Raw genomic sequence first — 24,322 nt, 5'->3', positions numbered from 1 at the left:
GCGCAGAGAAGCAAGCCAACGAGCTACCACAGGATGTGGTGACTTCGACGTTCGACACGGGACGTGTCGGTACTTAGTCGAAGGTCTTTTATCTTGCAGCGTCATTTTTACCGGACTTTTTGAACATCCTCTAAAAACCACATCATTAAAATCTTTAAATTGACTTGGGCATCTAACCCGCCCTCACATCACACTACCGACAACTTGTGTCTAAGGTCTTTCAACCCACAGTATGATCGAGTGCCTCCATTGATAGTGGGAAAGAGACATCCCCAGTCAAAATTCTTAATAACGAACGTTTTGTTCAAAAAGTAATCATGAGGAGGAACCTCACGAAAATTTGTTCATTTTATCATTTGTCGTTAATTAACCCGTTTTTTCATTAAAAATAACGCCGATAATTCTCGCATTCGCAAAATCTAGCACTTTCTTTGTCTCAACCGCTGTTTCGATCTTTGTTTTATCTTGCCGAATAACTAAAACAACCCCATCGCTTAGATGTGCAATAATTTTTGTGTCGGTTACGTCCAAAACACTTGTAGAATCCAGTAACACAATATCATATAGCGATTTCACTTTTTTCAATAAGTGCTGCATTCTTTCAGAGGCGAATAATTCCGCAGGATTATAGAGAACTGCACCACTTGTTAAGATATCTAAATTCGTAATTTGCGAATAATTCACAGCTTCTTCAAACGTTGAATTTCCTAAAAGGACATCTGTTAAACCAACATTATTCGCCACTCTAAAAATATGATGAATACTTGGATTTCTTAAATTACTATCAATCAAAAGAATCCTTTCTTTCTTTTGTGCCATCGACACGGCAATATTAGCTGCAGTCGTTGTTTTTCCTTCTTGCTTATCAGGAGAGGTAATTAAAAGGGTCGTGCTCCCCATCTCTCCATTTATAAATTGAATATTGGTGCGTATGGTACGAAATTGTTCCGAAATAACTGACTCAGGATTCGTGTATGTGATTAAATTAACTCGCTTTTCCAACTCTTTGCTTTTATTTAGAACCAATCGAGTCACCTCTTATTTTTAGTACCATTTGCATATTTTTCTTCCTTCTCACATTCTTCTTACTCATTTTGGAAATACTCCCCAGGACTTGAATACCAAGGATGGACTCGACATCATGCTCTGACTTAATGGAATCATCTAAGGAATCAAGCAAAAAGATCAGCCCTACCCCAACAATAATTCCAGAAATAAAAGCAACCACTAACAGCTTATTTTGATTATCTTGGCTAACTGGAACAGGATTAGCTTTTGCTTCCGAAAGAATCCTGATATCTTCAAACTCAATAATGCTTGGTATCTCCTTTTTAAACACTTTTGCCGTTGTATTCGCAATATCCGCTGCTGTTTGCGGATTTGCATCTGTCACACTAATTTCCACAACCTGGGAACCTTCGATATTTGTTACCTCGATTTGTCCAGCCAAGGTCTTTGCTGATCTATCCAGCCCTAGTTCATTGATGACACTCTCTAAAACAATCGTATCCTTAATAATCACTTGGAGGGTATTCCGATATTCACTATTAGCATCAATAATAATATTGGTAGAGGTTTCATATAATGGCGCTGTCTTATTTTGACTACTATAAAACCAACCAGCCATTGTCGTAAAAAATGTAATGATCAAGATGATCCAAAAACGCCGTTTGATCACTCTGATCAATTCTTTTATATTGATTTCTTTTGCTACTCTCCTGTCCGCACTGTGCATTTGACTGAATTTATCCATAAAGACCACCACCTTTACAACAATCGTTCCTAATAAAGAACATAACAAGTTAAAAAAATAATCTTTCCTACAGATTTATATGAATGGATCCCTTTTACCATTCTACACCCATGATAGTTCTTTATAACGAACAAGTCAATAGATAATTATAATAAAATGGATATATTTTGCTAGTTGTTCTTTGTGACTTCAAAGTTCAACCCTAGGAGATGGCTTCTTTTTTGTTTTTCGCCATAGCCATAAAAAGGGACGTAATGGAAAATAGAGAAAATGGAATCTAGTTGGTAAAGCCAATGTCTCAGCATCCGTATAGTAAGGATATAGTGTGCTTAATAGATAAAAAACCTTTTGCCTGTTGGACATTAAAGAAAATAAATGTTTTGCGTGATATTCAGCCACCTCTTTTGGCACTGGATCTGAATGTAAATGAACCATTTTTTCTACATAATAAACGGCTCCTTCAGCTAATTTTAGTGGTCGTCTTCCCTTAAAAAATGACTTCATCTCCTCGGTAATATTTGTCTTCAGCAACTGTTGCGAAAGAATCAATGATTGACCTCCAACTGAACAGACTTGATATTTTCGAAACTGTTTAAGAATTCTTCTCCAATCTAGTCCTTGTTGTGTAAGTTTATGGATATCCACAAGCCAGCGCAAACGTGACCAACCATGGCGGGCACCATGTGTGACAAGAAAAAAGAATAAGTCTTCTTTACTTAACATGTATACAACACTATTTGTCAGCAAACTTTTTCTTTTTCTGTCCCATAATTCAGCAAAGCTTGGCTCTTTACTAGGAGCTGGGTTCAACCTCCAATGAATTTCGATTTTTATCCCCTGGATAGGGTGATAATAAGTAAAGTGATGATGTCGCCATTTCCAGTCATTTAGTAAGGTTTGAATATATTCATCCTTTTGATAGCCTTGTGCAATCAGCAAGTTCTCTGTCTGTTCAAGCTGATGAATGGGAATAAGAATATCCAAATCTCCGGATGTACGTTTTGATATATCCCCATATAAATCTTCTGCCAATAGGGGCCCTTTTAAAAACAGAGAGCGGATTCCTTTTTCTTTAAATAATTGGCTAAGTCCCTCAATTTCGGCACATAAATGGAGCATTCGAAAAGTGTTCTTTTTAAATAAGTTTGTAAGTGTTTTTTGTACGTTTTCTGAAACCCTTGGGTCATTCTTTATCTTCGTAGCTAATAATGGATAGAGACGATGATGGATTGCTAACTGAACGAAAAGATCCCAGTCAATATCTTGAAACTTTTCCCATTCTATCTCCTCTTTATTTTGTTCATTAACCCATTCCAACATTAATTTTAATTCTTGAGGAATATTTCCTAAATCAAGTTCCTGAAGCTTATTCATAACTTTCCCTCTCAACTAATTGATTGCTTATGTTTTTCGCGAACCTACTAACAACCGTAAATTTCTCCATTCCTTCTGAGCCAGAAATATAAATAGAACCGCTCCTTAACCATGCATGGGCAATCAACTTTCCGACTTCATCTCTAGCAGTCCCCAAATATAGCGTGCTATCGATGCCCCGTTTCTCAAGCATTTTCATCCCAGCTATCGCTTTCACAAGACATTGGCTTTCCCACAGCGTATATTTGCTCATAATCTGGATAGCATTGGAGATGTTTTTCAAGATTTGGGTGTTTGATTTGGTTGGATGATAGGTCGTTTCACCCATATGATTTCCCAATGTAGAAGCGACCTTCGAGAATGGGAGGTTTTTCAGCATTCTTGCCCATCCCAAATAAATATACGCTTCAATCAAAAGAAATCCTGTTTTTGGATGTAAACGCAAAAACGTCATCAGTTTCGCAAAGACTCTCATTCGACATTCTCCTATTTTTCGGGAATCCTTTTAACCAGATCTTCCTCTAATAAATGGCTTATAAAAGCTTGAACCTGTTCTTCACATTCTTTCGTTTCCACTTGATAACGAGTAAGCAGAGATGTAATGATTTGCTTAATAGAAATTGGTTCTTTCATGAGTTCCCAAATTTCTCCGCCAATTTCACCTAGATTATAATATTTTCCATTATGAATACTTAGCATCACTTTCTCATCACCCATATTACTAACAATATTTCCTTCAACTTGAACAACTGCTTGATCAAGGGACCATTTTGTCGTTACCATTTCTCTTCACCCTCCTTATGAATAGTCTTTAATATCAATGTTGTTAATTTATCGGCTGTAAATGAATGAGTTGGTCGCTGGATTTGGTATAGCTGAGTACAACTCGCGATTCTTGTCATCAGATGAAAATGCCATTCTTTTAAACCAAGATGAGATAATAAAAAATTCCGGTACGTATGCTGAAACAAAATTTGTAATCGTTGCAAAGTTAGAATAGGTTCCATAACTACTTGCTGACGATTTGTTTTTACTAATTCAAATATGCCGGCCAATGGCAAAGGCGCCGTAGCAAATTGAGTAGAAACAGGAATTGCAAATTTGCTTTCTCTTTGGAAGATAGGACGATATCCCTCCGTTCCCATTCCGAAAGCTTCCAAACTTTCTTGCCAAAGTTTTTGCTGTGGATATGTGGGTGAAACCACAGGAATATTTTGCTGGGTAAAAGTGATTGGAATAACATCATCTGTTAATAACTGAAACCCTTGGTGCAAAAAAGCTGAAGCAAGCGTTGATTTACCTGCCCCGGAATCGCCGATAATTGCATAGGCCTTCCCATTAATGGCAAGTGCACTTCCGTGTAATGGTAAAACCCTTCTTTGCAAAAGTAGTGCCCCCATACATGAGCCAAGAATATACAAGCGGACTTGGTCTTCATGGGCATGTTGCAGCGGTGATACGGTAATTTTATTTCCATCTTGAATACAATAAATGGCTGTATGAGGGATGTGAAATAGTACTTTATTTTCCACAACTTTGAAATAGCGAGTGTCCCCCTTAGCTTTATTCCACATTTCTGTCAAATCTCGGATTTCAATGGAGATCGTCATTTCCTCACTTTTCTCCTCAATTTGAGGTAACTCTGGCAATGGGAACTCACTTCGTACATGCATCCCAAATGCTTTATAGACAACTGGATTAAATGTAGTAACCATTTTTCCTCCATGCTACTTAAATTTTGTGTTGTAGCCCTTATCCCTTTTTCAAGTTATAAGGGCTCCTTAGTAAAGCCCTTTTTCCCTTAAGTGCGTGTTTATCACACCCCTTAAGGGGTTAGAAGGTTGCAATTAGAAGCTAAAAGACACTTAACTATCATAATGAACCGTGTCTTCTGGATCTGGATCCGGTTGAACTGCATCTGGAATGGATAATCCGGGACCCGCCATCGTCATTCCAATTGTTAGAACTTCTAATTTAGGCTCTTGCCATTTCTTCATCATCCTCACCTCCTTTGAACAAAAGCGCAAGCGACCGTTTTGCGACGTACAAACTTTCTAAGCTTCTGACGAGATAAAGGATACACGGCGAAGCATGAGCCGATGTTGACTTATCGTAGGAAGAAGCTGAAAGTTTGCTAGTCGCTGGGCGCTGGAGCTAGACGACAAAACTCAAAATTTCAACTTATACACAAGCAACAATTTTATAATTTCCTATGCTAGAACAAAAGCGCAAGCGACCGTTTTGCGACGTACAAACTTTCTTAATAAGGATGAACAGTAAAGACGCCATGCCTTCCTGTTGGAACTTATTTCAAATTTATAATTCCTAAGCAAGTATTAAATTGTCTGAATAAAACGGTGGAGAATTAATGTCCGCATCAGTACTTTAAATTCAAATTGAAATATCCATGCATCTTTTGGTTTTTCTTTCATAATGGCTAAACAAGACTGAATGACATCTTGATCAACCATCTCTTGCAGGATGGGATTTTTTTGTAATTGCTCTATATCTCTAATAAAATCCCTCCAAATGTCTTTCATTCGATGGACACCATCTGCTCCTTGGATCCCTTTTGTTGTCCGATTTAGACGAATATCATCAGGCAAGTACCCCTTCATGGCTCTTCTAATTAATGATCGATCCATTCCTTTTTGAACATATTGACTTTCAGGCAATGACAAACAAAAACGAACAACCCGTAAATCATTGGTTGGATCACGATCAACGACCCCGTATTTTAAGGATAACTTTGTTCCATATGTACCTGTCGTATTCCAGTAAAATAATTGTTGATATTGTTCGGTTCGAATCTTGTAAATATCTGTCTCCAACTTCCCGTGCGGATCAATATTTTGAGCTTGAAGCTTTTCGTGCACCTGGGTTTTCTTAGCAAAATCTTTATTGATAAACACTGGAAAGGCCGATACATGATTAAGCTGACTTGGATAAATCGTAGGAAAAGCTTTATTTCCAATTCTCTGGATCATGCTCTTTCTACCTATGCCTGACTTGTGACTAAACAACTGAATTTCATTGTACAGCCTCCACCATTTCATTTTTTTAAATAATCGAGCATAGTAATCCCAAATCGGCCCCCAGGAAATGGACCAGTTTCCCCTTTGTCCTGTTAAAAGTACACCAATTTCCCTTCGATTAGCTTCTTCATAAATCCCTTTTAACCAATAGGTATTTTCAAAGAATTTATAAGGCATTTCTAATAGATCAAGCCAATCATCAATTTCTGAATAAGGGTGTCGATCTTGAAAACTTACATAGTTAGGAGAAATATTGCCAATATGCTGGACAATTGATTCTATTTGCGGACGTTCATTCGCAACTCTACTCCTTGGTGTCCAATCTTTAAAATCCTTTACTGGAACATAGCTAAAAGTATGCAGCCTTTTATTTTTCGCCTTTAAAGTCTTTGCCGCCATACTTGCAACAGAACTAGAATCCAATCCTCCGCTTAGATGAGCACCTACTTGACGAAAAGTGCGTAAACCTCCATCAACTGCACTTGAGAAAACATCGCGAAAAGCCTCTTCATATTCATAATCTGACTTTAATCTTAATTTTGTATCTTCTGGTAATGTGCAATAGCGGTTAAGTGTAAGCCGATCATCAGTCACAGTAATGGAATGTGATGGTGGGATTTGAAATATATCCTTATACACTGTTGAGGCCGAATCAACTGAATCGACCAAACCTGGATTTGCCAGAAATTCTGCGATCCATTGTTCATTTAGCTTCTTTTGTATGAAAGGTACAGTAAATAATGGCTTAACGATTGTACAGAAAATAAATTGATGATGTTGATAAGCATAGTAGAGCGTTCTTTTTCCTGAGTAGTCCCTCGCCCCAAACAGTTTTCTTTGTTTTTCATCCCAAATGACAAAAGCAAAATCCCCTACCAAAAATTTCGGGGCATCCTCGCCCCACTCATGATAAGCCAATAAAATTAATTGACTATCTGTAATCTGTTGACGGTCTCTATAATGGATTTGTAATCGTTCAAACAATTCTTGGCGGTTATCAATAATCACATCTGCTGTAATAGCCAGTTGCCGATGAGCATCATAAAAGGGTAACGACTCTTCTATCGATTCAGGTGTTATCCACTGAGCATGACACCCAAGAAAGATAGAATCCTTTTGCCATGTCTGGACATCGTCTGCTGGAAACCGCTCTAATTCCTGCATGATCCGATTGCCATCATCATTTAATAATGGTCCCTGCGATTGACGAAAAATTCCAGCAATGGCACTCATCTTTTTCCCTCCTTGTACCGTATGTTTAGGTTGAAACATTAGAAAAAACCGGATATCCTATTTTATAAGTTTATGATTGTTCTAGTAAAAAGCACATCTTCGTTCTTCATAAAGAACGATTATCATAAAATTATCATCAATTATTTTTCTTGTCAACTAGTTTTTCAAAATATTTCTTATTTCTTGCTGTTAAAGAAATTAGCATAGAAAAAACGACCCTGCCTTCACATTTTGAATGACAGAGTCGTTTCACTTTCAATTGTTCCCACATTTTAAGGGAGATTTACAGATTTATTTTTTTACCTTCGGCTTGTGATTGAGCAGCTTTTTCATTGATAGCAGTTAGAGCAAGTACATCCTCTTTTGTAATGGAAGGTGTTGTGCCCTCTAGAATCGATGAGGTCCACTGTTGCATTGGCATTGGTAAGGCTTCTGGTAACTCTGGTGTTTGCCAACCCCTTTCATCCAAATGACTGCTTTGAATACGAACATTTCCTTCCTCAATCAGTAAAACTCCTTCTGTCCCGTATAACTCTAATTGGAAGGGACTTCCAAAGGAAGTAAATCCAGATTCAATAATCCCCATTGCGCCAGACTCATATTCAACTAAAACAGCGGCATTATCATCCACATCAAATACTTTTGATTGTTGCAATTGAGCTTGTACAGCTTTTGCAGGACCAGCTAGGCGATTGGTTAAATAAATCGGATGAGCACCAAGATCCATTAGGGATCCACCACCAGCTTGTTCTTTATTAAAGAATCGCTCAGGTAACCACCCTGTTTTTGCACCATTTTGTCCAACACCGCCATTATGCGCAAGACGGCAACGAATAGTTGTCAGTGTTCCTAGTTTACCAGAATCCAAAGCTTCCTGTGCATACAGATAATAGTTTTCTGTTAAACGTGGAAGCGACAACATTAATTTCACATTATTTTCTTCCACTGCTTGATAGATGTCTTCACAATCTTTCACATTGAAAGCGAGTACTTTTTCAGTGAAAATATGTTTCTTATTTTTAGCGGCTGCTACAATAATGTCTTTATGTAAATTTGTAGGTGTGCTGATAATCACTGCATCTATATGAGGATTAGCCAACACTTTATCAATATCCGCTTCAAAAGGAACATTTAATTCTTTTGCCCATTCCTCTCCTCTTTCTCTTTCCTCATCCCATATCAATTCGATTGATACATCTGGATTTTCCTTTGCACTGTTTGCATAATCATTTGCATGTACATGCCATCTACTTAGTAAAGCGACTTTAATCAAAGTTGACACTCCTTTTTTTATAAATGTTTACCCTTCCATCTTATAAGAAATAGTAGAAAATTGATAGCAAAAACTATTATAGTGGCGTAATAAATCCATGTTGACTAGCCGTATGTAAATCTCGCCAAATTTTATTCAAGGAGGACGTTTCCATAACGGCATCCATTCCTAAATATCGCAACAGGCTATCAACCCCTTGCATCATCATTTGTAGATCCTCTTTACACATTTTACTAAATTGGTTTATCTCCTTTTCAGAGAGACTGTTCCCTTTTACATGGAGATTCCATAATTTCTCGATTTCTCTATAAAATATATCGACCTTTTGCTGAAAAATGGTTTCCTGCTCAGTCAATAGAAGATCTACAGGCTCAAATTTTGTATCTCCATTCTTTATTCGCCTTTTCACAATCTTTCTAGCCTCTTGATAAAAATGCTCCGTAATCCCGAGACAAACCGCCATAAATGATGATTGCGAAAAAGGAATAAATGGGAAGGAATGAACAGGTCCCGAATATTCATTTTGCGGGACATCCAATTTAAAGGTATATTCCTCTGAAACTAATGCATTCTTTACTCTCATAGTATGACTGCCTGTTCCTCGTAAACCTAAAGCATTCCAATCCTCGATGATCTCTACTTGATGCGGCATGAATATAAAGCTAAGCATTTCGCCTGCTTCTGTCAGACTATTGGCTGTATAGAAAGAAGCAAAAGGGGAACCACTGCAATATTTCCACTCTCCACTTACGATATAGCCTCCATCTATTTTCCTCGCTTTTCCATTGGGATACCCGCTGCCTGCAATAACTGCCTGCTCATTTTTAAATAATTGCGCAGCCAACGACTTTTCAATAGTGGGAATAAACATGCCGCCGCCTGAGCCAATCGCTGTAAGCCAGCCTAAATTCCCTTCCATTTCCGATACTTTTTGGAATACCTGCAAAGCAACTGGTAAATCCAGCATTCTTCCGCCTAGTTCTTTCGGAATAAATAATTTAAATAATCTTTCTTCATATAACCATTGCAATAAACCCTCAGGAATTCCTCCTGAATAATCAATATACATTGCCTGACTTCTCACATCATCGACCAAGGCCTTGCTATACATATCAGTCCACCAACCCATTACTCTTTTTTCTTCGGCACGAAATCAAAAATTTGATGTTCTTCAAATGTTTCCACGACTCGTTCTAACCATTCAAAGTATTCAAAAATATATTCCAATTTCTCCAGATCTTCCCTTGCTAATTCTAACACATCTTCACTTGTTTGTTCGTCCTCAAGCAAAGTTTTTAATTCAGTAATGGACTTTTTGATTGAAATTTTGTGGACAGAGATGGATCCTTTCCATTTCGTTGAAAACAGATCAATAAAACCTTGATACCAATCTTCTTCTACTTGATATAAATCTTTTCTTACACCTTTTTTCCAAACCCTCTCAACCATTTTCAAGTCTGATAACGCTCTTACAGATGTACTCATACTTGTCTTACTCATCCCTAATTCTTCCTTCATTTCATCAAGGGTGATGGGCTTACGCTGAAAAAACATCATACCATAAAGTCTACCTGCCGAGGAGGTTAGTCCATATAAATGGATGTTTTGGGCAATGGTCTCAATAATTCTCTCTCGTGCTTTATCAAGCTGTTCCATACCTTCCATCTTATTCACATCCTAAGTGCATGATAATTTATAAGAATTTTTCATTTTAATATTGAAGAATAAAGTGATACTTCAATCAGTGGAGGTTTTTCTTCATCCCAACTGATTTCAGAAGATCAAAGGCTAAATTCGCGACGTCCTGTCGTTTCGCATGCACTAGTCGTAACCTTTGTGAACAACATCCTGTTGTCCTTAATCAGGCTTTTACTGGCCGTTGATCCCTCCTACAATTCTAGGTTTTTCCATGGATCAGTTAATACGGGATAAAAATAATTAAGCCTTTTCTATTTTAGCAAAACTACTTTAATGTCTCTACTTTATTATAATCATAGTAAGAAAGTAAAGATTCACGTAGACAAGGAAACAGCAGGAAACAGGAGGATGTTTAAGAAAACCACCTGTTTGCTTTGTACAGTTTATTCTGTACGTACAAAACCACCAGAATGAAGAGGTATATGCTCTTTGTTATTTCTGTGATCTTTCCTTAACATTGTATAGGTAACCAAAGGGGGAACACTATGGGAAACAAAACTATAGAGATTAAGGTAGAAAAATTAACAAAGGTGTTTGGCAAACATCCAAAACGAGCCGTTCAACTGTTAAAGGAAAATAAATCGAAAGATGAGATTCTGCGTGAAACAGGAATGACCGTTGGAGTCAACCAAGCCTCGTTCGAAGTGGCCGCAGGAGAAGTTTTTGTAATCATGGGTCTTTCTGGGAGCGGAAAATCCACACTCATCCGATTGTTGAACCGTTTGATTGAGCCAACATCTGGTAATGTTTGGATTGATGGAGTAGATATTACCACGATGAATAAAGAACAGTTACGTGAAATTCGTCGCAAGAAAATGAGTATGGTTTTCCAGAAATTCGCTTTACTTCCTCACAAAACAATCCAACAAAATACCGAATATGGTCTAGAAATACAAGGTGTCGATAAGGAAGAACGTGCCCAAAAAGCGCGTGAATCACTAGATTTAGTCGGCCTTGGTGGCTATACGGATAAATATCCAAATGAACTTTCAGGTGGAATGCAACAACGTGTAGGATTAGCACGGGCCCTCACCAATGACCCCGATATTTTATTAATGGATGAAGCTTTCAGCGCGCTTGATCCCCTGATTCGTAAAGACATGCAGGATGAATTATTAGATTTACATGAATCTGTTGGAAAAACTATTATTTTTATCACCCATGACTTAAACGAGGCTTTACGCATCGGTGACAGAATCGCACTAATGAAAGATGGAGTAATCGTACAAATTGGTACAGCTGAAGAAATATTAATGAATCCAGCTAACGATTATGTAGAGCGATTTGTTGAGGATGTCGATCTTTCTAAAGTATTGACAGCCAGTCATGTAATGAAAAGAGCTGAAAGTATAACACCAGATAAAGGGCCGCGTGTCGCTTTACAAATGATGCGTGATCAAGGTATTTCCACAATATATGTGATGGACAAAAAAAGAAAGCTGTTAGGTTATGTGACAGCCAGTCAAGCATCTGATGCGATTAAAGCAAAGCAGTCGATTGAAAATGTTATGACTAAAGATGTCCCCACCGTAAGTAAAGATACATTCCTAACCGATTTGTTTGAATCAATGGCTTCAGCAGATGTACCCTTAGCTGTTGTCGATGATCAACAACGCTTGCTAGGTATTGTTGTTAAAGGTGCGATCATGGGCGCAATGGCTGGGAACGATGAAGTCATTAATGGAAATGGGGTGATCTCATAATGACAGATCAACTTTTCCCTAAACTTCCATTAAAAGAGTGGATTGAAACATTCGTAAAATTTTTAACGGATAATCTCGGAGTCATCTTTGATGGGATCTCTAGCGGGATTAAAAGTGTAACGGATGGGCTTGTATGGCTATTATCGATTGGTAATATTCCTGGTTCAGCTTACATCCTTATCGTGATTATCTCATTAATTGCTTGGCGAGTTGCAGGTTGGAAAACAGGGCTCTTCTCACTTATTGGGCTTGCTTTAATCGATAATCTCGGTTATTGGTCTGAGACGCTTGATACATTATCGCTTATCATTATCTCGGTTATCTTTTCCATGATCATTGGGATACCGATTGGTATTTGGATGTCTCAAAAAGCTTCAGTACAGTCCACAATTACACCGATTCTAGACTTTATGCAGACTATGCCTGCATTCGTTTATTTGATTCCATCTGTTGTCTTCTTTGGTATTGGTATGGTTCCAGGAGTCATTGCAACGATTATCTTTTCCATGCCACCAACAGTTAGAATGACCAATCTGGGTATTCGTCAGGTAGACGGAGAGTTAATAGAAGCCGCGAATGCATTTGGTTCAACAACAGCGCAAAGACTTGGAAAAGTACAAATTCCACTTGCCATGCCTACTATGATGGCAGGAGTGAACCAGACGATCATGTTATCACTATCAATGGTTGTCACCGCCTCACTTGTTGGAGCACCTGGGCTTGGAGAAATTGTCTATCGCTCGGTCACTCAAATTAAAATTGGGTTAGGATTTGAAGGTGGTTTGGCTCTTGTAATTATTGCCATGGTGCTTGACCGTATTACTCAAGGAGTAAACAAAAAGTAAGCAATATCTCCATTTATGGAGTTGCAAATATACATTATATTTAGGGGGACTTTTTACATGACAAGAAAGAAGTTTTATCTTGTAGGTTTTGCATTTACACTTGCACTTTCCATGCTCTTGGCAGCATGTGGGAACAGTGCTGATGATGAATCGAACGGGAACGATTCGGCAGGTTCTGACACGGACGGAGGAAGCGGAGTTGAGTTAGGACAGGAGGATTTAACCCTTCCTTACGTAGCATGGGCACGGGAAACTCCCGCAAGCTATTTGCTAGCCGCTGTCCTTGAAGATGTTGGTTATAGCGTAGATGTGAAGCAAGTTGAAGCAGGGCCAATGTGGTCTAGTGTTGCCGATGGATCCGCTGATTTCATGGCATCCGCTTGGTTACCAGCTACACACGCTAGTTATTGGGAACAGTATGAAGATGATGTTGTAAAAGTAAATGAGGTACTTGATAAGGCACCATTAGCCCTTGCCGTGCCAAGCTATGTGGAAGATATAAACTCCATTGAAGACTTGAAAGACAATGAGGAATTTGGGGATTCAGTTGATTGGACGATTACTGGTATTGATGCTGGTGCTGGAATTATGCAAAATACTGAAACTGCTATGGAAGAATATGGTTTGGACAATTGGAATCTAGTATCAAGTTCCGAGGCAGCGATGATCGCCGAATTGCAGTCTGCGTATGATAAAGAAGAACCAATTGTTGTTCCACTTTGGAAGCCACACTGGGTATTCGGTGTGATGGACATGAAAATGCTGGAAGATCCTGAGGAAATTTACGGCGGAGATGGAGATCAAATCTACATCGTAGCCCGTAAAGGATTAAAGGAAGACGCTCCTGCAGCTTATAAAGTGCTAGAACAATATACAGAAGACTATGAAATGGTAGAGGAACTAATGCCACCAGTCTTCGCTGAAGATAAAGACCCTGCAGATGTTGCACAACAATTTATGGAAGACCATCCAGATCTTGTTGAACAATGGACTGAAGGCGTAAAATAAACTCAATTTTATACAAGAATAAAAAAATCCCTCTGCCGATGTATTAGTAGAGGGATTTTTGTTTTATACATTTTGCTATTCAACATACTATGTTGATGATATAAGCAATGAAAAGATGGTTTTAAAAATAATAGGAGGATTGATTATATGGGTAGGAAATGGTCATTTATTAGTTTAGTATTTATTCTTGCTCTTTCCATGTTGCTTGCCGCTTGTGGAAGCGATGCAGAGGAAGATAATTCTAATACAGGTTCGGAAGAGAATGATAGAATTGAATTAGGCCAGAAAGATTTAACTCTTCCTTATGTCGCATGGGCGAGGGAAACTGCAGTAAGCCATTTATATGCCGCTGTGCTTGAAGACATTGGATACAATGTGGAATTAAAACAGGTAGAGGCTGGTCCAATGTGGTCAAGTGTAGCGGACGGTTCAGCTGATTTCTTTACAGGTGCTTCATTACCAGTCATTCACAGTGAATATGAGAAAACTTATGGTGATGATGTAGTAAAAGTGAAAAAGAATGTTGATCAATCACCAAATTCACTTACCGTTCCAAGTTATATGGAAGGTGTCAATTCCATAGAAGACTTAAAAGACAACGAAGAGCTCGGAAAATCAGTTGATTGGAAAATTACTGGTATTGATGGTGGTTCTGGTATTATGCAAAATACCGAGAAAGCGATGGAAACTTATGGTCTAGATGACTGGGAGCTTCTTTCCAGTTCTGAAGCCGCAATGTTGGCGGAACTAAAATCCGCATATGACAAAGAAGAACCAATTGTCGTTACATTATGGAAACCACACTGGGTATTTGGTGTAATGGATATGAAAATGTTAGATGATCCCGAGGAGGTTTATGGTGGCGACGGAGATCAAATCTTCACGGTAGCTCGAGAAGGATTAGAAGAAGATGCACCTGCTGCTTATAAGGTATTAGAACAATATACGGAAGACGGAGAAATGGTGGAAGATGAACTAATGGCACCTATCTTTAATGATGATCAGGATCCAGATACTGTGGTACGAGAATTTATCGACAATCATCCAGAACTCATTGAAGAATGGACAAAGGGTGTAAAATAACCCTCACTTATTAGGAAAAAGAGGCTGTGACAACACTAAATATTTTTGTCCCGGCCTCTTTTAAACTATACAGACTTCATGACCAAATCACAAATCTACCTCGTTCAAAATCTCACCAATTTTTCGCTCATGAATCACTAGATCAGCATAAACATCAAATTCTGTTGGCTCAAGATTAATGATCACAAGCTTGGCCCCATTTTGTTTGGCGATCAAGGGAAATTGATTGGCTGGTCTCACACTTAATGACGAACCAAGAACAATGAATAAATCAGCCTTTTCACTTTCTTCTATTGCTTGCATAAGGGCTTCCTCTGGCAACATTTCACCAAATAAAACAACAGAAGGACGCAGTTTGCCTCCACATTCACAGATAAATTGCTCATTGGCATATGTTTCATTTCCATATTCACGACCACAAGATTGACAATGCACCTTTTTCATCGTTCCGTGCAATTCGATCACATGTTGACTTCCCGCATCTGTATGAAAGCCATCAATATTTTGCGTAATAATACTTTGAATTCGTCCTTCTTTTTCCCAACTAGCTAGAATTGAATGACCTTGATGATGCTTTGCTTCATTCAACCCCAAAACATGCTGACGATAAAATCGAAAAAACTCCTCGACATTATGATTCAATGCTTCCGTGCTAGCAATTTGGCTAGGATCTTTTTTGGTCCATAATCCTTTACTAGATGAACGAAAATCAGGAAGCCCACTTTCTGTAGACATCCCTGCCCCCGTTAAAATAACAGTGTAATTAGATTCCTTCAACCATTGAGATAACAAAGCAATTCGTTTCCTTTCTCAACTTATTTCCAAATCAGTCTACTGCACCTAAGGTCATTCTATATAATCATTTAAAAGACTGCAACTAAAGCTAGTAATAGCTTTTAGTTGCAGTCTTTGTTTACCTCTATTCTAACACAACTTCCACTTCATCTGCCATGGCAGATACAGATTCTAATCCTCCGCCAGATAGATACCAATTTGCAGGATCTAAATAAACAATTTTATCATTTTTATAAGCATCTGTTTTTTGAATTAGCTCATTCTCAACTAATTGTTTAGAACTTGATTCGCCGCCAATGGCTGTTCCTCTGTCAATAACAAAGAAATAGTCGGGGTTTTGTTCAAGAACGTATTCGAACGATACATTTTGTCCATGAGTAGAAACTTCAATATTTTCATCTACTGGAGCAAAGCCAAACACATCATGAATAATACCGAAACGAGAACTTGGTCCGTATGCACTCATCTTACCTTCATTAGCCAAGACTACAAGAGATTTTCCATCGTCATTGCTTGCCTTTTCATGTAGAGTGGCAATTTTCTCATCAATTTTGTCTAATTCTGTTTTCGCTAGATCTTCCTTTTCAAATATCTCAGCTAGTGTGTTTACATTTTCTTTAAAAGATTCCATATATCTAGATGTATCTAGACCAACATAAATTGTTGGAGCGATTTCTGTAAAATCATCGTAAAGATCTGATTGTCTGCCTGAGATTAAGATCAAATCAGGTTCCAAAGAATGGATTTTTTCAAAATCAGGTTCCTTTAGGCTCCCAACATTCTCATATTCGTCTTCCCCATATTTGGACAAATAGTCAGGAATAGTCATTTGTGGAACACCAACAATTCCTTCAACGCCTAGGGCATCTAATGTATCAAGTGCACCAAAATCGAATACTACAACCTTTTTGGGATTTTTCTCAACAGGTGTTTCTCCTAATTCATGTTTGATTGTCAATGTCGTCTCTTCTTGTTGCTCATTCGCATTTCCTTCATTTGCTTCTTTTTCATCATCTTTATTTGTGTCAGAACCACAAGCAGCCAATACGGCTGTTACAAACAGAATAGCAAAAATAAAACCAAACTTTCTCATCTCTACACCTCTTCTATTAGATTATGTATATAGTTCAACTGATAACCATTATCATTATAACACAAAAAATTTAAATCTTTCACCACTTTCTATGACTTTTAGATAATGATATTCATTCTCAATTAGTAATATACCATATCTATCATTTTTTACAATATATTTTTTAGTTTCTTTTTCAATTAGTGCTTTTCTCCCAAAGCTTTTCTTTCTTACAAAAAGATTGTTACAATAAAGGGAGACTGCCATCAGTAGGGGTTTTCTTCATCCCCACTGATGATTAGCGAGACTTATCGGGGTTTTAGCGTCCGTTATCCCCCACTTAGACTTCTTTGAAATTTCCTAGTCTTGAAGTGGGGGTCTTACGGACGGTTGCACCGGGATAAAGAAAAGGATGAAGGGAAGAAATGAATTTGCTTGGTATTCTGGCTATTATTGGTTCTTTTTTATTTGTTATACTGTCTTTTATTTGGGGCTTCATTGATATTCGAAAAAACCGCGATCAGGAGAAATGGAAAAAATACCGTGTCGCCGCCTTTTTGTTTACAATTGGTTTTATTCTTTCAGTGGGCTATGTATTAGTGGCAAAGAGGTTTGATAATATCGATCTTACGATTTCCTGGATGCTTCTTTCGTCTGGTTTTCTGATCTCTTCTGCTGGAATTTTTGCCACTGGCCTTCTGTCCCAACAACAAAATACCGATGAATCTTAGATCCAATAAGAAAAGCGCAAGCGCCTTGCTCAGCCCCGACAAGCAAATGTTCTGAGACAAGAAAAGTCCGGTTTTGACTTTTATTGGCTCAGGTTATTTGACCTCGAGGGGCTAGGCGCTGGAGCTAGATCAAAACACTAGCCAAAATTTTATACTTTCTTATCTTTGAACAAAAGCGCAAGCGCCCGTTTAGCGACGTACAAACTTTCATAGTAAGGATGAACAGCTAAAAACGCGCCGTCCTAGCGGCAGACTCAAACGCGACGTCCTGTCGCTTCGTCTGCACTAGTACATCCTGTACGTCGCAACGCTGTTCTGACCTACATCCTGTAGCCCTGAGATAAAGGATACACGGTAAAGCATGAGCCGATGTTGACTTACGCAAACAGAAGCTGAAAGTTTGCTAGTCGCTGGGCGCTGGAGCTGGATCAAGCATTAGCCAAAATTTATACTTTCTTACCTTATAAGAAAAGCGCAAGCGCCTTAATCAGAAAGTTATATAGTTTCCTGGCAACAAGAAAAAATTCATGGAGTATTTCCATGGATTTTCTCTTGCATAGAAATTAAACTCAATTTTTAGGAGAGATCTCTTCGATTGGTTTTGCATTCCCGTACTTTGGATAAGCGCGATCAACTGGTTTTACCCAATTGGCTGCATTGAGTAAAACTCGTTGGACATCTTTATTATAGTAAGTAGGATATGTTTCATGTCCAGGACGGAAATAGAAGATTTTGCCGTTTCCACGTTTATACGCGCAACCTGAGCGGAAAACTTCTCCTCCTTCAAACCAGCTAACAAATACAAGTTCATCAGGAGCTGGGATATCAAAATGTTCTCCATACATTTCTTCTTTTTCTAATTCAAAGTATTCTCCAATTCCTTCTGCAATCGGATGAGTAGGATCTACCACCCAAAGGCGTTCCCGATCATCTGCTTCACGCCATTTTAAATCACATGAAGTACCCATTAGCTTTTTAAATATTTTTGAGAAATGTCCTGAATGTAAGACAATCAAGCCCATTCCTTCTAGTACCCGTTTATGTACACGATTCACGATATCATCGGATACTTCACCATGGGCCATATGCCCCCACCAAAAAAGCACATCCGTATTATTGAGCACTTCTTCTGTCAATCCATGTTCAGGTTGCTCTAATGTCGCCGTTTTCACTTGATGCTCTGTACCCTCAAACAACTTTGCTAAGGCTCCATGAATACCTTCGGGATAAACTTCAGCTACTTTTGGATTGGTTTTTTCATGCTTATTTTCATTCCAAATCGTAATGTTCATGCTTTCCTCTCCTTTTTTTCTTATTTCGAACCTATTTCCATTTTAATTGGCGCTATGAGCAAAGTCTACTTATGCGATGAAATTTAGCCTGTTACTTTATCTTGTTCTCTAATTTGATCAAGTGGAGCAAACACATCCAAATGGCGATATAAATTAGAAAATTCTGCTGGTAACAAGCCGCCGAATTCTCCATCAATATTTAGTTGCATTTTAACAGGAGACTTAACCTTTATATAATTGGCTTTCGTATAAATCAAGTTAGGATCATGAATATGTTCTCCTCGTAAAGCCAAACTCGCCACTTTTATAAACTCTGCTAAATTCGTCTTTTTCAAAATCATTAATGTAAACAACCCATCATTTATAGAAGAGTCTGGTGCTAATTTTTCAAAGCCGCCAATCGAATTGGTTAAACCGACTAGAAATAGCATGATTTCTCCTTCAAATAATTTTCCATCATATTCAATGGTTGCCTCTGCAGCTCGGATAGATGGGAGCATTTCAATTCCCTTCAAATAGTAGGCCAATTGTCCAAGTACAGTCTTCAAGCGACTAGGAACTTCATACGTAAGCTCTGTCAGCCGTCCTCCTCCAGCAATATTAATAAAATAATGGTCATTCATTCGACCAATATCAACGGGAATGGTTTCATTTTGAATGATCACATCCACAGCTGCATCAATATCTCGTGGGATATGTAGAGCTCTGGCAAAATCATTCGTTGTACCAGTCGGGATAACACCTAGCTTTGGACGGAATTTCTGTTCCGCTAATCCATTCACAACTTCATTAATAGTCCCATCTCCACCAGCAGCAATCACGACATCGTATTCTCTATCCACTGCAATCTTTGCCGCCGCGATGGCATCGCCTTCCTCTGTCGTCGCATGACAGGAAGCTTCATAACCTGCTTTTTCTAATCTCAGTAGCACATCTGCAAGACTCCGTTTAAAAATTTCTCTTCCAGAAGTCGGATTATAAATAATTCGTGCCCTTTTCAATCTCATCACCCATTCATACAAAATAGGCATTGTTCTTCAATGCAATTCATTTCAATAAACACTTATAGTATTATCAAGTCTAACAAATCTATCATACCTTTTTTAAAGAATAAAATCCATTCACGAATGAGGGACCAAGATTGTCTACGGAAAAAAAGAGGAATGGCAGCACATCCCTCTCAAGTCATTGTTCATTTAAATGAACCGCATTCGCCCCCTGTATCGTGAGCTTATGTTCTCCTTTTCCAAACTTCCGTGATGCCGTTTCAACAAAATCTTCTTCTGTCAATTTTATTTGATCCCAATCCTGATCATCTACATAATCCACATTATCTAGGTCTAATGTTAAATTCATTGTTTTTTCTATGTCCACATGGACAGATTCTGCTCCTTTAATATCCCAATCACTAAGAAGATTTCTAGGTGCAACAGTGATAGGTTGCCAATTGCCTTTCAACGCTAAGGCAATATCTTGCGGAATCAAGAGAGTGGCTTTCACTCCATCCATCGACCGGTAGAAATGATTATAGGGGATTTCCTTCATTTTAATATAAATTGTATCGCCTTTTTTCTCAATCAACACGTAATCAGAGAGCTCTTTGATTCTCGTCTCACCAGCAAATACATCGTCCTGATAAGTGCCAAACATCGATATTTCCTGTTGATCGGTGGCTTCAACCGAAAGAGCAAATGGACCTGTATCAACCTGCACACGCTCGATTCCTTTTATATCACTTTCCTCATATTTCGGTAAATCCATTTCACGCACTTCCGCTGAGACTACTTTTTGAGCAAATTCAAACAACCCAGAAGTATGCAAGATCGCCATACCAATTCCCGTTGTTCCGATAATCGCAATAAAAATAATACTAATAAAGTCGTATTTTACCCGACTATCCTCAGCTTTTGCAAAGAAAAGGTATAACAGAATCTCAATGCCTAAAACAATGAATAGTACTGGCCACCAAGACATTAAAACAAGAGCCGGGTCCCACCCTAAAAATTGTTGTAACAGTAGAAATACGCCAAGAAAAACTAATGCGCCTCCCATTGAAAAGGAACCTACACGCCATGTCCTCATTTTGCTTCACCCTCTTCTTGCTTTGATTTGTTTTTTTTACCAGTTAATAATTTGATGCCCCCACCGATCAGCAACAGACAAATAAACCCGGTTTGGATATATTCATGCAACAGATAATAAAGATCGAGCGAAAACCATTTATGGATAAAAGGTTCCACAATTGGAAGGACAACATTCATCCCAATATAATAGATGCCTAAGATAATTAATCCAATCCCTACCCATTTTTGATGATTTAAAAAGAAAGAAATCAGTGGCACATCTTCATTCTCTAATTCTTGATCTGATTTTGCCGCTTTTTGCAAACCATCAAAAAAGCTAAAGAACCAGATGATTGGGACGATGAAGAGAAAAATCCCTAGTCGTAATACATCTAAAATATAGATAGAAAATAGAAAGGCTGCCATCAATTGGATTCCGCGTTTTTGTAAGCCTAGATAGAGATGCCCAGCCCCAGGAATAATCGCTAGTAAGGTTGCGATTGCTTTGCTTTTCTTTCCATCCGAATTGCGATTTTCCAGTTCTTCCAAAATAGATTTATCCTCAAGCTCTTCCCCCTTCTGCTTTTTGTCCAATTGCTTCAATGCATCAAAAAAACCGAAGAACCAAATGATCGGAAGCGAAGCTAGAAAGATGAGAAACTCACTTCTTTCTGTCATCAAAGTGACAAAAAGGATCATCATCGCCGCTCCAAAGAAAGCAACTAGTAATGTCATCCCCCGATACACCAAGCCTAACTGGAAATGCCCTAATCCAGGGACAAAAGAGAGGATGATCGTGAAAAACCGTTCAGACTCATATGATTTTTTCGCTGAATCATTTTCCGAAATTTGATTCTCATTATTAAGAAGCTTTGAAGCGGTGATAACGGTATCCACAAAATTAATGATATATAACAATAAGGCCCCAAGTGAAAAGACAACAAATACATCATTCCCAAACATTATGGCAAGTGTGATGGTAAAAACGGGAATGATGATGACCGTTGCTGTATAAAAGAGTCCCCTTAGTACTTTTCCAAGATACATTAAGCCTCCACCTGGAAAAAAGGCAAGTAAAAAGGCAATAAATGGATTTTTATTCATTTTTGTTTTCCCTCCTTAATGTGGATATCCATTTCAAATTTATTGATAATCGAACCTTGCTGATCAAGAAAGCTTTGAATAAAGGATTCTGTATGGCGAGATTCATTGCTTTCAACAGTACTCGCCATTCTCATTAGTTGAGAAAAGACACCTGTTGACATTAAGATCATCGTCATTGCCACCGCAACGGTATAATGAATAAAGGTTTGTTTTCGCAAATGAAGCATTCGCTTCTTTTTCTGCCCACACTGTACTGGATTTTTTATTTCAGCAATTTGCTCCATAATTGAATCTGTAAAATTTTCCGTTTCAGATAAATCTAGCTCCTGGGCATCATTGGTTTCCACAGCTTGCAAATATAATTCTAGACAGTGATCACAATGATAAAGATGGTTTTCATATTGTGTACGTGTTTCTTCTTCAAGTTCATCCCGTACATATTGCAGCCAATTTTCAACACTATAGTGATTCATGAAAAATCATCCTCCTTCCAGTGCTTCTTCATCCATTGTCTTGCACGATACAATTTAACCTCAACTGTTTTTACCTTTAGATCTGTCTTTTCAGCAATTTCTTGATAAGTCTTTTCTTTTATATAAAAATCTTCTACAACATCGCGATAATTCACTGGTAATTCCTTCAAACGCTCCCTCAATATATGCCTTCGTTCCTTTTGGATCACAAGAAGTTCAACATTTTCTGTGGGAGGAGTATGATAGCTTTCTTCATATTCAACTTGCTGATCTTCTTTTCTTCTTACTTTTTTTCGTTTGATATCGATCGCGTGATGAACCGCAATTCTTGTCATCCATGTTTTAAACCCTTGATTCTTATACTGGGGAAGAGAAGTATAGATCTTTAAAAACACTTCTTGACTCGCATCTTCCGCATCTTTCTCATTGCGAAGTACGCCATAGACCGTATGGAAGATCAGATTTCGATATTTCTCTACAAGTATTCGAAAAGCGTGATCATTTCCATTCTTTATTTTTTCGATGAGTACATCATCCAACTTCTCTTTCCCCCCTTCCCAGTGGCCACTATGTATATAAACGATTGTTATATGCGTACCCCTACACGTTAGGGGGTTAAATTTTCAAATCCAAAATCTAGTAAAGCAATCGCATCTTCCCATACTCGTTCTTTCCCAGATTGAAGCACAACCGTGATAAGAGATTGATCCTTTTCCTCTGCTGAAGAGACAAGACAATAGCCAGCTTGATCTGTGAATCCTGTTTTTAAGCCTGTTGCTGATTTATAATAATATGGACTGTTCATATGTAACAATTGATTGCGATTTTGATAGGTATGTGTGTTGCTTGAATAGGCTGTTTGAGCAAGTAATTCAGTTAAAGACTTCTCCTTTTTGACAGCTAGAGCAATTTCCGCTAAATCTTTAGCTGTACTATAATGATTGGGATCATGCAACCCATGTGGATTCACAAAATGAGAGTGGGCGGCTCCTAATTCAATCGCCTTTACATTCATTAACTGAGCGAAGTATTGAATCGATTTTAGTGCTGAATAATCTGTTCCTTTCTCCTTATGTGCGGTATAAATAGCTAAAGTCCTTGCCGCATCATTACCAGATTGCATGAGCATCGCCCCCAACAAATCTTCTACGGTAAGGACTTGTCCTTCAAATAAACCAACCCGCACTTCGTCATCTGACTGTAAATAAACTTCATCACCAACCGTCACTCGCTCATCTAAATCAGCCTTTTCTAAAACGACTAACGCTGTTAATAACTTCGTTAGGCTGGCTGGGTAGAGTTTCTTATTTTCATTTTTGGCAAAGAGAGTCTCCCCTGTTTTTTCATCAAGGACGATTGCTGCCTCTCCCTCTATCCAGAGGGGATTCATTGAATAGGCACTTTGAATATCATATTTATCATGATAAGCAAAATAAACGACTATGGTGATCAAGAGCGAGAGAACAAAGCCTTTCTTTATCATTGTAAAGCACCCCTCCCATTTTACATCCTCTAGTTTATAGACGCCAAGGAAAACAAGAAAACTACACCTTAAAAAACTAATTTTAACAAGAAAAGTGTAAGCGCCCGTTTAGCGACGTACAAACTTTCATAGTAAGGATGAACTGCTAAAAACGCGCCGTCCTGTCGCAACGCCGATGGGCTCGCTCCTGCGAGCCTCGAGCCGATGGCGCCTGGAGCTAGACATAATTGCAGCATAAACAATTATCCACAAGCTACAATTTTATAATTTTCCAAGCCACAAAAAAGCCTTGCGGTTACATCCA

Annotated in this window: 25 protein-coding genes; 5 read left to right on the top strand and 20 right to left on the bottom strand. The window is 38.3% G+C overall.

Going from position 1 to position 24,322, the window contains the following annotated elements; all coding sequences use genetic code 11:
* Window positions 1-366 precede the first annotated feature (366 nt).
* The 11 genes from IPU53_RS05770 to IPU53_RS05720 form a co-directional block, all read right to left on the bottom strand.
* Entirely contained in the window at window positions 367-1,026 is a 660-nt protein-coding gene (locus IPU53_RS05770; protein WP_207448795.1) for a CpsD/CapB family tyrosine-protein kinase, read from the bottom strand.
* Window positions 1,013-1,753, bottom strand: a complete 741-nt coding sequence (locus IPU53_RS05765; RefSeq protein ID WP_207448794.1) for a YveK family protein — start codon at window positions 1,751-1,753, stop codon at window positions 1,013-1,015. Before IPU53_RS05765 ends, IPU53_RS05770 begins: the two co-directional genes overlap by 14 nt.
* Window positions 1,754-1,942: 189 nt before the next feature.
* The gene (locus IPU53_RS05760) at window positions 1,943-3,127 is read right to left on the bottom strand and encodes a nucleotidyltransferase domain-containing protein (RefSeq protein ID WP_207448792.1); all 1,185 of its coding nucleotides are present in this window, start codon (window positions 3,125-3,127) and stop codon (window positions 1,943-1,945) included.
* On the bottom strand, window positions 3,120-3,602 hold the full coding sequence (locus IPU53_RS05755; RefSeq protein ID WP_207448790.1) for a lasso peptide biosynthesis B2 protein: 483 nt from the start codon (window positions 3,600-3,602) through the stop codon (window positions 3,120-3,122). The genes IPU53_RS05760 and IPU53_RS05755 overlap by 8 nt, the downstream gene beginning before the upstream one ends.
* 11 nt (window positions 3,603-3,613) lie before the next feature.
* Window positions 3,614-3,910 carry a lasso peptide biosynthesis PqqD family chaperone gene (locus IPU53_RS05750; protein WP_207448788.1) on the bottom strand — a complete coding sequence of 99 codons (297 nt, stop codon included), beginning with the start codon at window positions 3,908-3,910 and terminating at the stop codon, window positions 3,614-3,616.
* The gene (locus IPU53_RS05745; RefSeq protein WP_207448786.1) at window positions 3,904-4,842 is read right to left on the bottom strand and encodes an aldolase; all 939 of its coding nucleotides are present in this window, start codon (window positions 4,840-4,842) and stop codon (window positions 3,904-3,906) included. The genes IPU53_RS05750 and IPU53_RS05745 overlap by 7 nt, the downstream gene beginning before the upstream one ends.
* A 150-nt stretch (window positions 4,843-4,992) precedes the next feature.
* Complete coding sequence (locus IPU53_RS05740; protein WP_207448784.1) at window positions 4,993-5,127, bottom strand: paeninodin family lasso peptide; 135 nt, start codon at window positions 5,125-5,127, stop codon at window positions 4,993-4,995.
* A 336-nt stretch (window positions 5,128-5,463) separates the two neighbouring features.
* Window positions 5,464-7,395, bottom strand: coding sequence for an asparagine synthase-related protein (locus tag IPU53_RS05735; RefSeq protein WP_207448782.1), 1,932 nt, complete (start codon window positions 7,393-7,395; stop codon window positions 5,464-5,466).
* Window positions 7,396-7,678: 283 nt separating this feature from the next.
* On the bottom strand, window positions 7,679-8,668 hold the full coding sequence (locus IPU53_RS05730; protein ID WP_207448780.1) for a Gfo/Idh/MocA family protein: 990 nt from the start codon (window positions 8,666-8,668) through the stop codon (window positions 7,679-7,681).
* A 76-nt stretch (window positions 8,669-8,744) separates the two neighbouring features.
* On the bottom strand, window positions 8,745-9,797 hold the full coding sequence (locus IPU53_RS05725; RefSeq protein ID WP_207448778.1) for an acyl-CoA dehydrogenase: 1,053 nt from the start codon (window positions 9,795-9,797) through the stop codon (window positions 8,745-8,747).
* Entirely contained in the window at window positions 9,797-10,333 is a 537-nt protein-coding gene (locus IPU53_RS05720; protein WP_207448776.1) for a GbsR/MarR family transcriptional regulator, read from the bottom strand. Before IPU53_RS05720 ends, IPU53_RS05725 begins: the two co-directional genes overlap by 1 nt.
* A 518-nt stretch (window positions 10,334-10,851) precedes the next feature.
* Here IPU53_RS05720 and IPU53_RS05715 point away from each other — a divergent pair.
* The 4 genes from IPU53_RS05715 (at window position 10,852) to IPU53_RS05700 (ending at window position 15,005) form a co-directional block, all read left to right on the top strand.
* The gene (locus IPU53_RS05715) at window positions 10,852-12,069 is read left to right on the top strand and encodes a quaternary amine ABC transporter ATP-binding protein (protein WP_207448774.1); all 1,218 of its coding nucleotides are present in this window, start codon (window positions 10,852-10,854) and stop codon (window positions 12,067-12,069) included.
* Window positions 12,069-12,914: an ABC transporter permease gene (locus IPU53_RS05710; protein WP_207448772.1), complete on the top strand. Its 846-nt coding sequence runs from the start codon at window positions 12,069-12,071 to the stop codon at window positions 12,912-12,914. Before IPU53_RS05715 ends, IPU53_RS05710 begins: the two co-directional genes overlap by 1 nt.
* Before the next feature lie 57 nt (window positions 12,915-12,971).
* Entirely contained in the window at window positions 12,972-13,922 is a 951-nt protein-coding gene (locus IPU53_RS05705; RefSeq protein WP_207448770.1) for a glycine betaine ABC transporter substrate-binding protein, read from the top strand.
* A gap of 147 nt (window positions 13,923-14,069) precedes the next feature.
* Window positions 14,070-15,005, top strand: coding sequence for a glycine betaine ABC transporter substrate-binding protein (locus IPU53_RS05700; RefSeq protein ID WP_207448768.1), 936 nt, complete (start codon window positions 14,070-14,072; stop codon window positions 15,003-15,005).
* Between the two features lie 87 nt (window positions 15,006-15,092).
* Here the strand turns inward: IPU53_RS05700 and IPU53_RS05695 are convergent, their stop codons facing one another.
* On the bottom strand, window positions 15,093-15,797 hold the full coding sequence (locus IPU53_RS05695) for an NAD-dependent protein deacylase (protein ID WP_207448766.1): 705 nt from the start codon (window positions 15,795-15,797) through the stop codon (window positions 15,093-15,095).
* A gap of 127 nt (window positions 15,798-15,924) precedes the next feature.
* Entirely contained in the window at window positions 15,925-16,893 is a 969-nt protein-coding gene (locus IPU53_RS05690) for a siderophore ABC transporter substrate-binding protein (RefSeq protein ID WP_207448764.1), read from the bottom strand.
* Window positions 16,894-17,297: 404 nt separating this feature from the next.
* Here IPU53_RS05690 and IPU53_RS05685 point away from each other — a divergent pair, with 404 nt between their 5' ends.
* On the top strand, window positions 17,298-17,603 hold the full coding sequence (locus IPU53_RS05685) for a hypothetical protein (RefSeq protein ID WP_207448762.1): 306 nt from the start codon (window positions 17,298-17,300) through the stop codon (window positions 17,601-17,603).
* A gap of 569 nt (window positions 17,604-18,172) precedes the next feature.
* On the opposite strand, the gene IPU53_RS05680 is transcribed toward IPU53_RS05685, so the two are convergent.
* The 7 genes from IPU53_RS05680 to IPU53_RS05650 all read right to left on the bottom strand — a co-directional run bounded on the left by IPU53_RS05680 (window position 18,173) and on the right by IPU53_RS05650 (window position 24,018).
* Window positions 18,173-18,895, bottom strand: coding sequence for a ThuA domain-containing protein (locus IPU53_RS05680; protein ID WP_207448760.1), 723 nt, complete (start codon window positions 18,893-18,895; stop codon window positions 18,173-18,175).
* Window positions 18,896-18,978: 83 nt separating this feature from the next.
* Window positions 18,979-19,896, bottom strand: a complete 918-nt coding sequence (locus IPU53_RS05675; RefSeq protein ID WP_207448758.1) for a diacylglycerol kinase — start codon at window positions 19,894-19,896, stop codon at window positions 18,979-18,981.
* Window positions 19,897-20,080: 184 nt separating this feature from the next.
* Complete coding sequence (locus IPU53_RS05670; RefSeq protein WP_207448756.1) at window positions 20,081-20,977, bottom strand: hypothetical protein; 897 nt, start codon at window positions 20,975-20,977, stop codon at window positions 20,081-20,083.
* On the bottom strand, window positions 20,974-22,062 hold the full coding sequence (locus IPU53_RS05665) for a hypothetical protein (RefSeq protein ID WP_207448754.1): 1,089 nt from the start codon (window positions 22,060-22,062) through the stop codon (window positions 20,974-20,976). Before IPU53_RS05665 ends, IPU53_RS05670 begins: the two co-directional genes overlap by 4 nt.
* The gene (locus tag IPU53_RS05660) at window positions 22,059-22,535 is read right to left on the bottom strand and encodes an anti-sigma factor family protein (protein ID WP_207448752.1); all 477 of its coding nucleotides are present in this window, start codon (window positions 22,533-22,535) and stop codon (window positions 22,059-22,061) included. Before IPU53_RS05660 ends, IPU53_RS05665 begins: the two co-directional genes overlap by 4 nt.
* Window positions 22,532-23,074, bottom strand: coding sequence for an RNA polymerase sigma factor (locus IPU53_RS05655; RefSeq protein WP_207448750.1), 543 nt, complete (start codon window positions 23,072-23,074; stop codon window positions 22,532-22,534). Before IPU53_RS05655 ends, IPU53_RS05660 begins: the two co-directional genes overlap by 4 nt.
* A gap of 68 nt (window positions 23,075-23,142) precedes the next feature.
* Window positions 23,143-24,018, bottom strand: a complete 876-nt coding sequence (locus IPU53_RS05650) for a D-alanyl-D-alanine carboxypeptidase family protein (protein WP_207448748.1) — start codon at window positions 24,016-24,018, stop codon at window positions 23,143-23,145.
* Window positions 24,019-24,322 lie beyond the last annotated feature (304 nt).

This window comes from Bacillus sp. SD088 (assembly GCF_017355205.1).
Lineage (GTDB): Bacteria > Bacillota > Bacilli > Bacillales > Bacillaceae_C > Lederbergia.
This window is presented reverse-complemented; position numbering and strand designations above follow the sequence as displayed.

Excerpts from the sequence above, each read along its gene's own strand:
- IPU53_RS05765 (WP_207448794.1), bottom strand. The coding sequence starts at position 1,753 with ATGGATAAATTCAGTCAAATGCACAGTGCGGACAGGAGAGTAGCAAAA.
- IPU53_RS05760 (WP_207448792.1), bottom strand. The coding sequence starts at position 3,127 with ATGAATAAGCTTCAGGAACTTGATTTAGGAAATATTCCTCAAGAATTA.
- IPU53_RS05755 (WP_207448790.1), bottom strand. The coding sequence starts at position 3,602 with ATGAGAGTCTTTGCGAAACTGATGACGTTTTTGCGTTTACATCCAAAA.
- IPU53_RS05750 (WP_207448788.1), bottom strand. The coding sequence starts at position 3,910 with ATGGTAACGACAAAATGGTCCCTTGATCAAGCAGTTGTTCAAGTTGAA.
- IPU53_RS05745 (WP_207448786.1), bottom strand. The coding sequence starts at position 4,842 with ATGGTTACTACATTTAATCCAGTTGTCTATAAAGCATTTGGGATGCAT.
- IPU53_RS05740 (WP_207448784.1), bottom strand. The coding sequence starts at position 5,127 with ATGATGAAGAAATGGCAAGAGCCTAAATTAGAAGTTCTAACAATTGGA.
- IPU53_RS05735 (WP_207448782.1), bottom strand. The coding sequence starts at position 7,395 with ATGAGTGCCATTGCTGGAATTTTTCGTCAATCGCAGGGACCATTATTA.
- IPU53_RS05725 (WP_207448778.1), bottom strand. The coding sequence starts at position 9,797 with ATGGGTTGGTGGACTGATATGTATAGCAAGGCCTTGGTCGATGATGTG.
- IPU53_RS05720 (WP_207448776.1), bottom strand. The coding sequence starts at position 10,333 with ATGGAAGGTATGGAACAGCTTGATAAAGCACGAGAGAGAATTATTGAG.
- IPU53_RS05715 (WP_207448774.1), top strand. The coding sequence starts at position 10,852 with ATGGGAAACAAAACTATAGAGATTAAGGTAGAAAAATTAACAAAGGTG.
- IPU53_RS05710 (WP_207448772.1), top strand. The coding sequence starts at position 12,069 with ATGACAGATCAACTTTTCCCTAAACTTCCATTAAAAGAGTGGATTGAA.
- IPU53_RS05705 (WP_207448770.1), top strand. The coding sequence starts at position 12,972 with ATGACAAGAAAGAAGTTTTATCTTGTAGGTTTTGCATTTACACTTGCA.
- IPU53_RS05700 (WP_207448768.1), top strand. The coding sequence starts at position 14,070 with ATGGGTAGGAAATGGTCATTTATTAGTTTAGTATTTATTCTTGCTCTT.
- IPU53_RS05690 (WP_207448764.1), bottom strand. The coding sequence starts at position 16,893 with ATGAGAAAGTTTGGTTTTATTTTTGCTATTCTGTTTGTAACAGCCGTA.
- IPU53_RS05685 (WP_207448762.1), top strand. The coding sequence starts at position 17,298 with ATGAATTTGCTTGGTATTCTGGCTATTATTGGTTCTTTTTTATTTGTT.
- IPU53_RS05680 (WP_207448760.1), bottom strand. The coding sequence starts at position 18,895 with ATGAACATTACGATTTGGAATGAAAATAAGCATGAAAAAACCAATCCA.
- IPU53_RS05670 (WP_207448756.1), bottom strand. The coding sequence starts at position 20,977 with ATGAGGACATGGCGTGTAGGTTCCTTTTCAATGGGAGGCGCATTAGTT.
- IPU53_RS05665 (WP_207448754.1), bottom strand. The coding sequence starts at position 22,062 with ATGAATAAAAATCCATTTATTGCCTTTTTACTTGCCTTTTTTCCAGGT.
- IPU53_RS05660 (WP_207448752.1), bottom strand. The coding sequence starts at position 22,535 with ATGAATCACTATAGTGTTGAAAATTGGCTGCAATATGTACGGGATGAA.
- IPU53_RS05650 (WP_207448748.1), bottom strand. The coding sequence starts at position 24,018 with ATGATAAAGAAAGGCTTTGTTCTCTCGCTCTTGATCACCATAGTCGTT.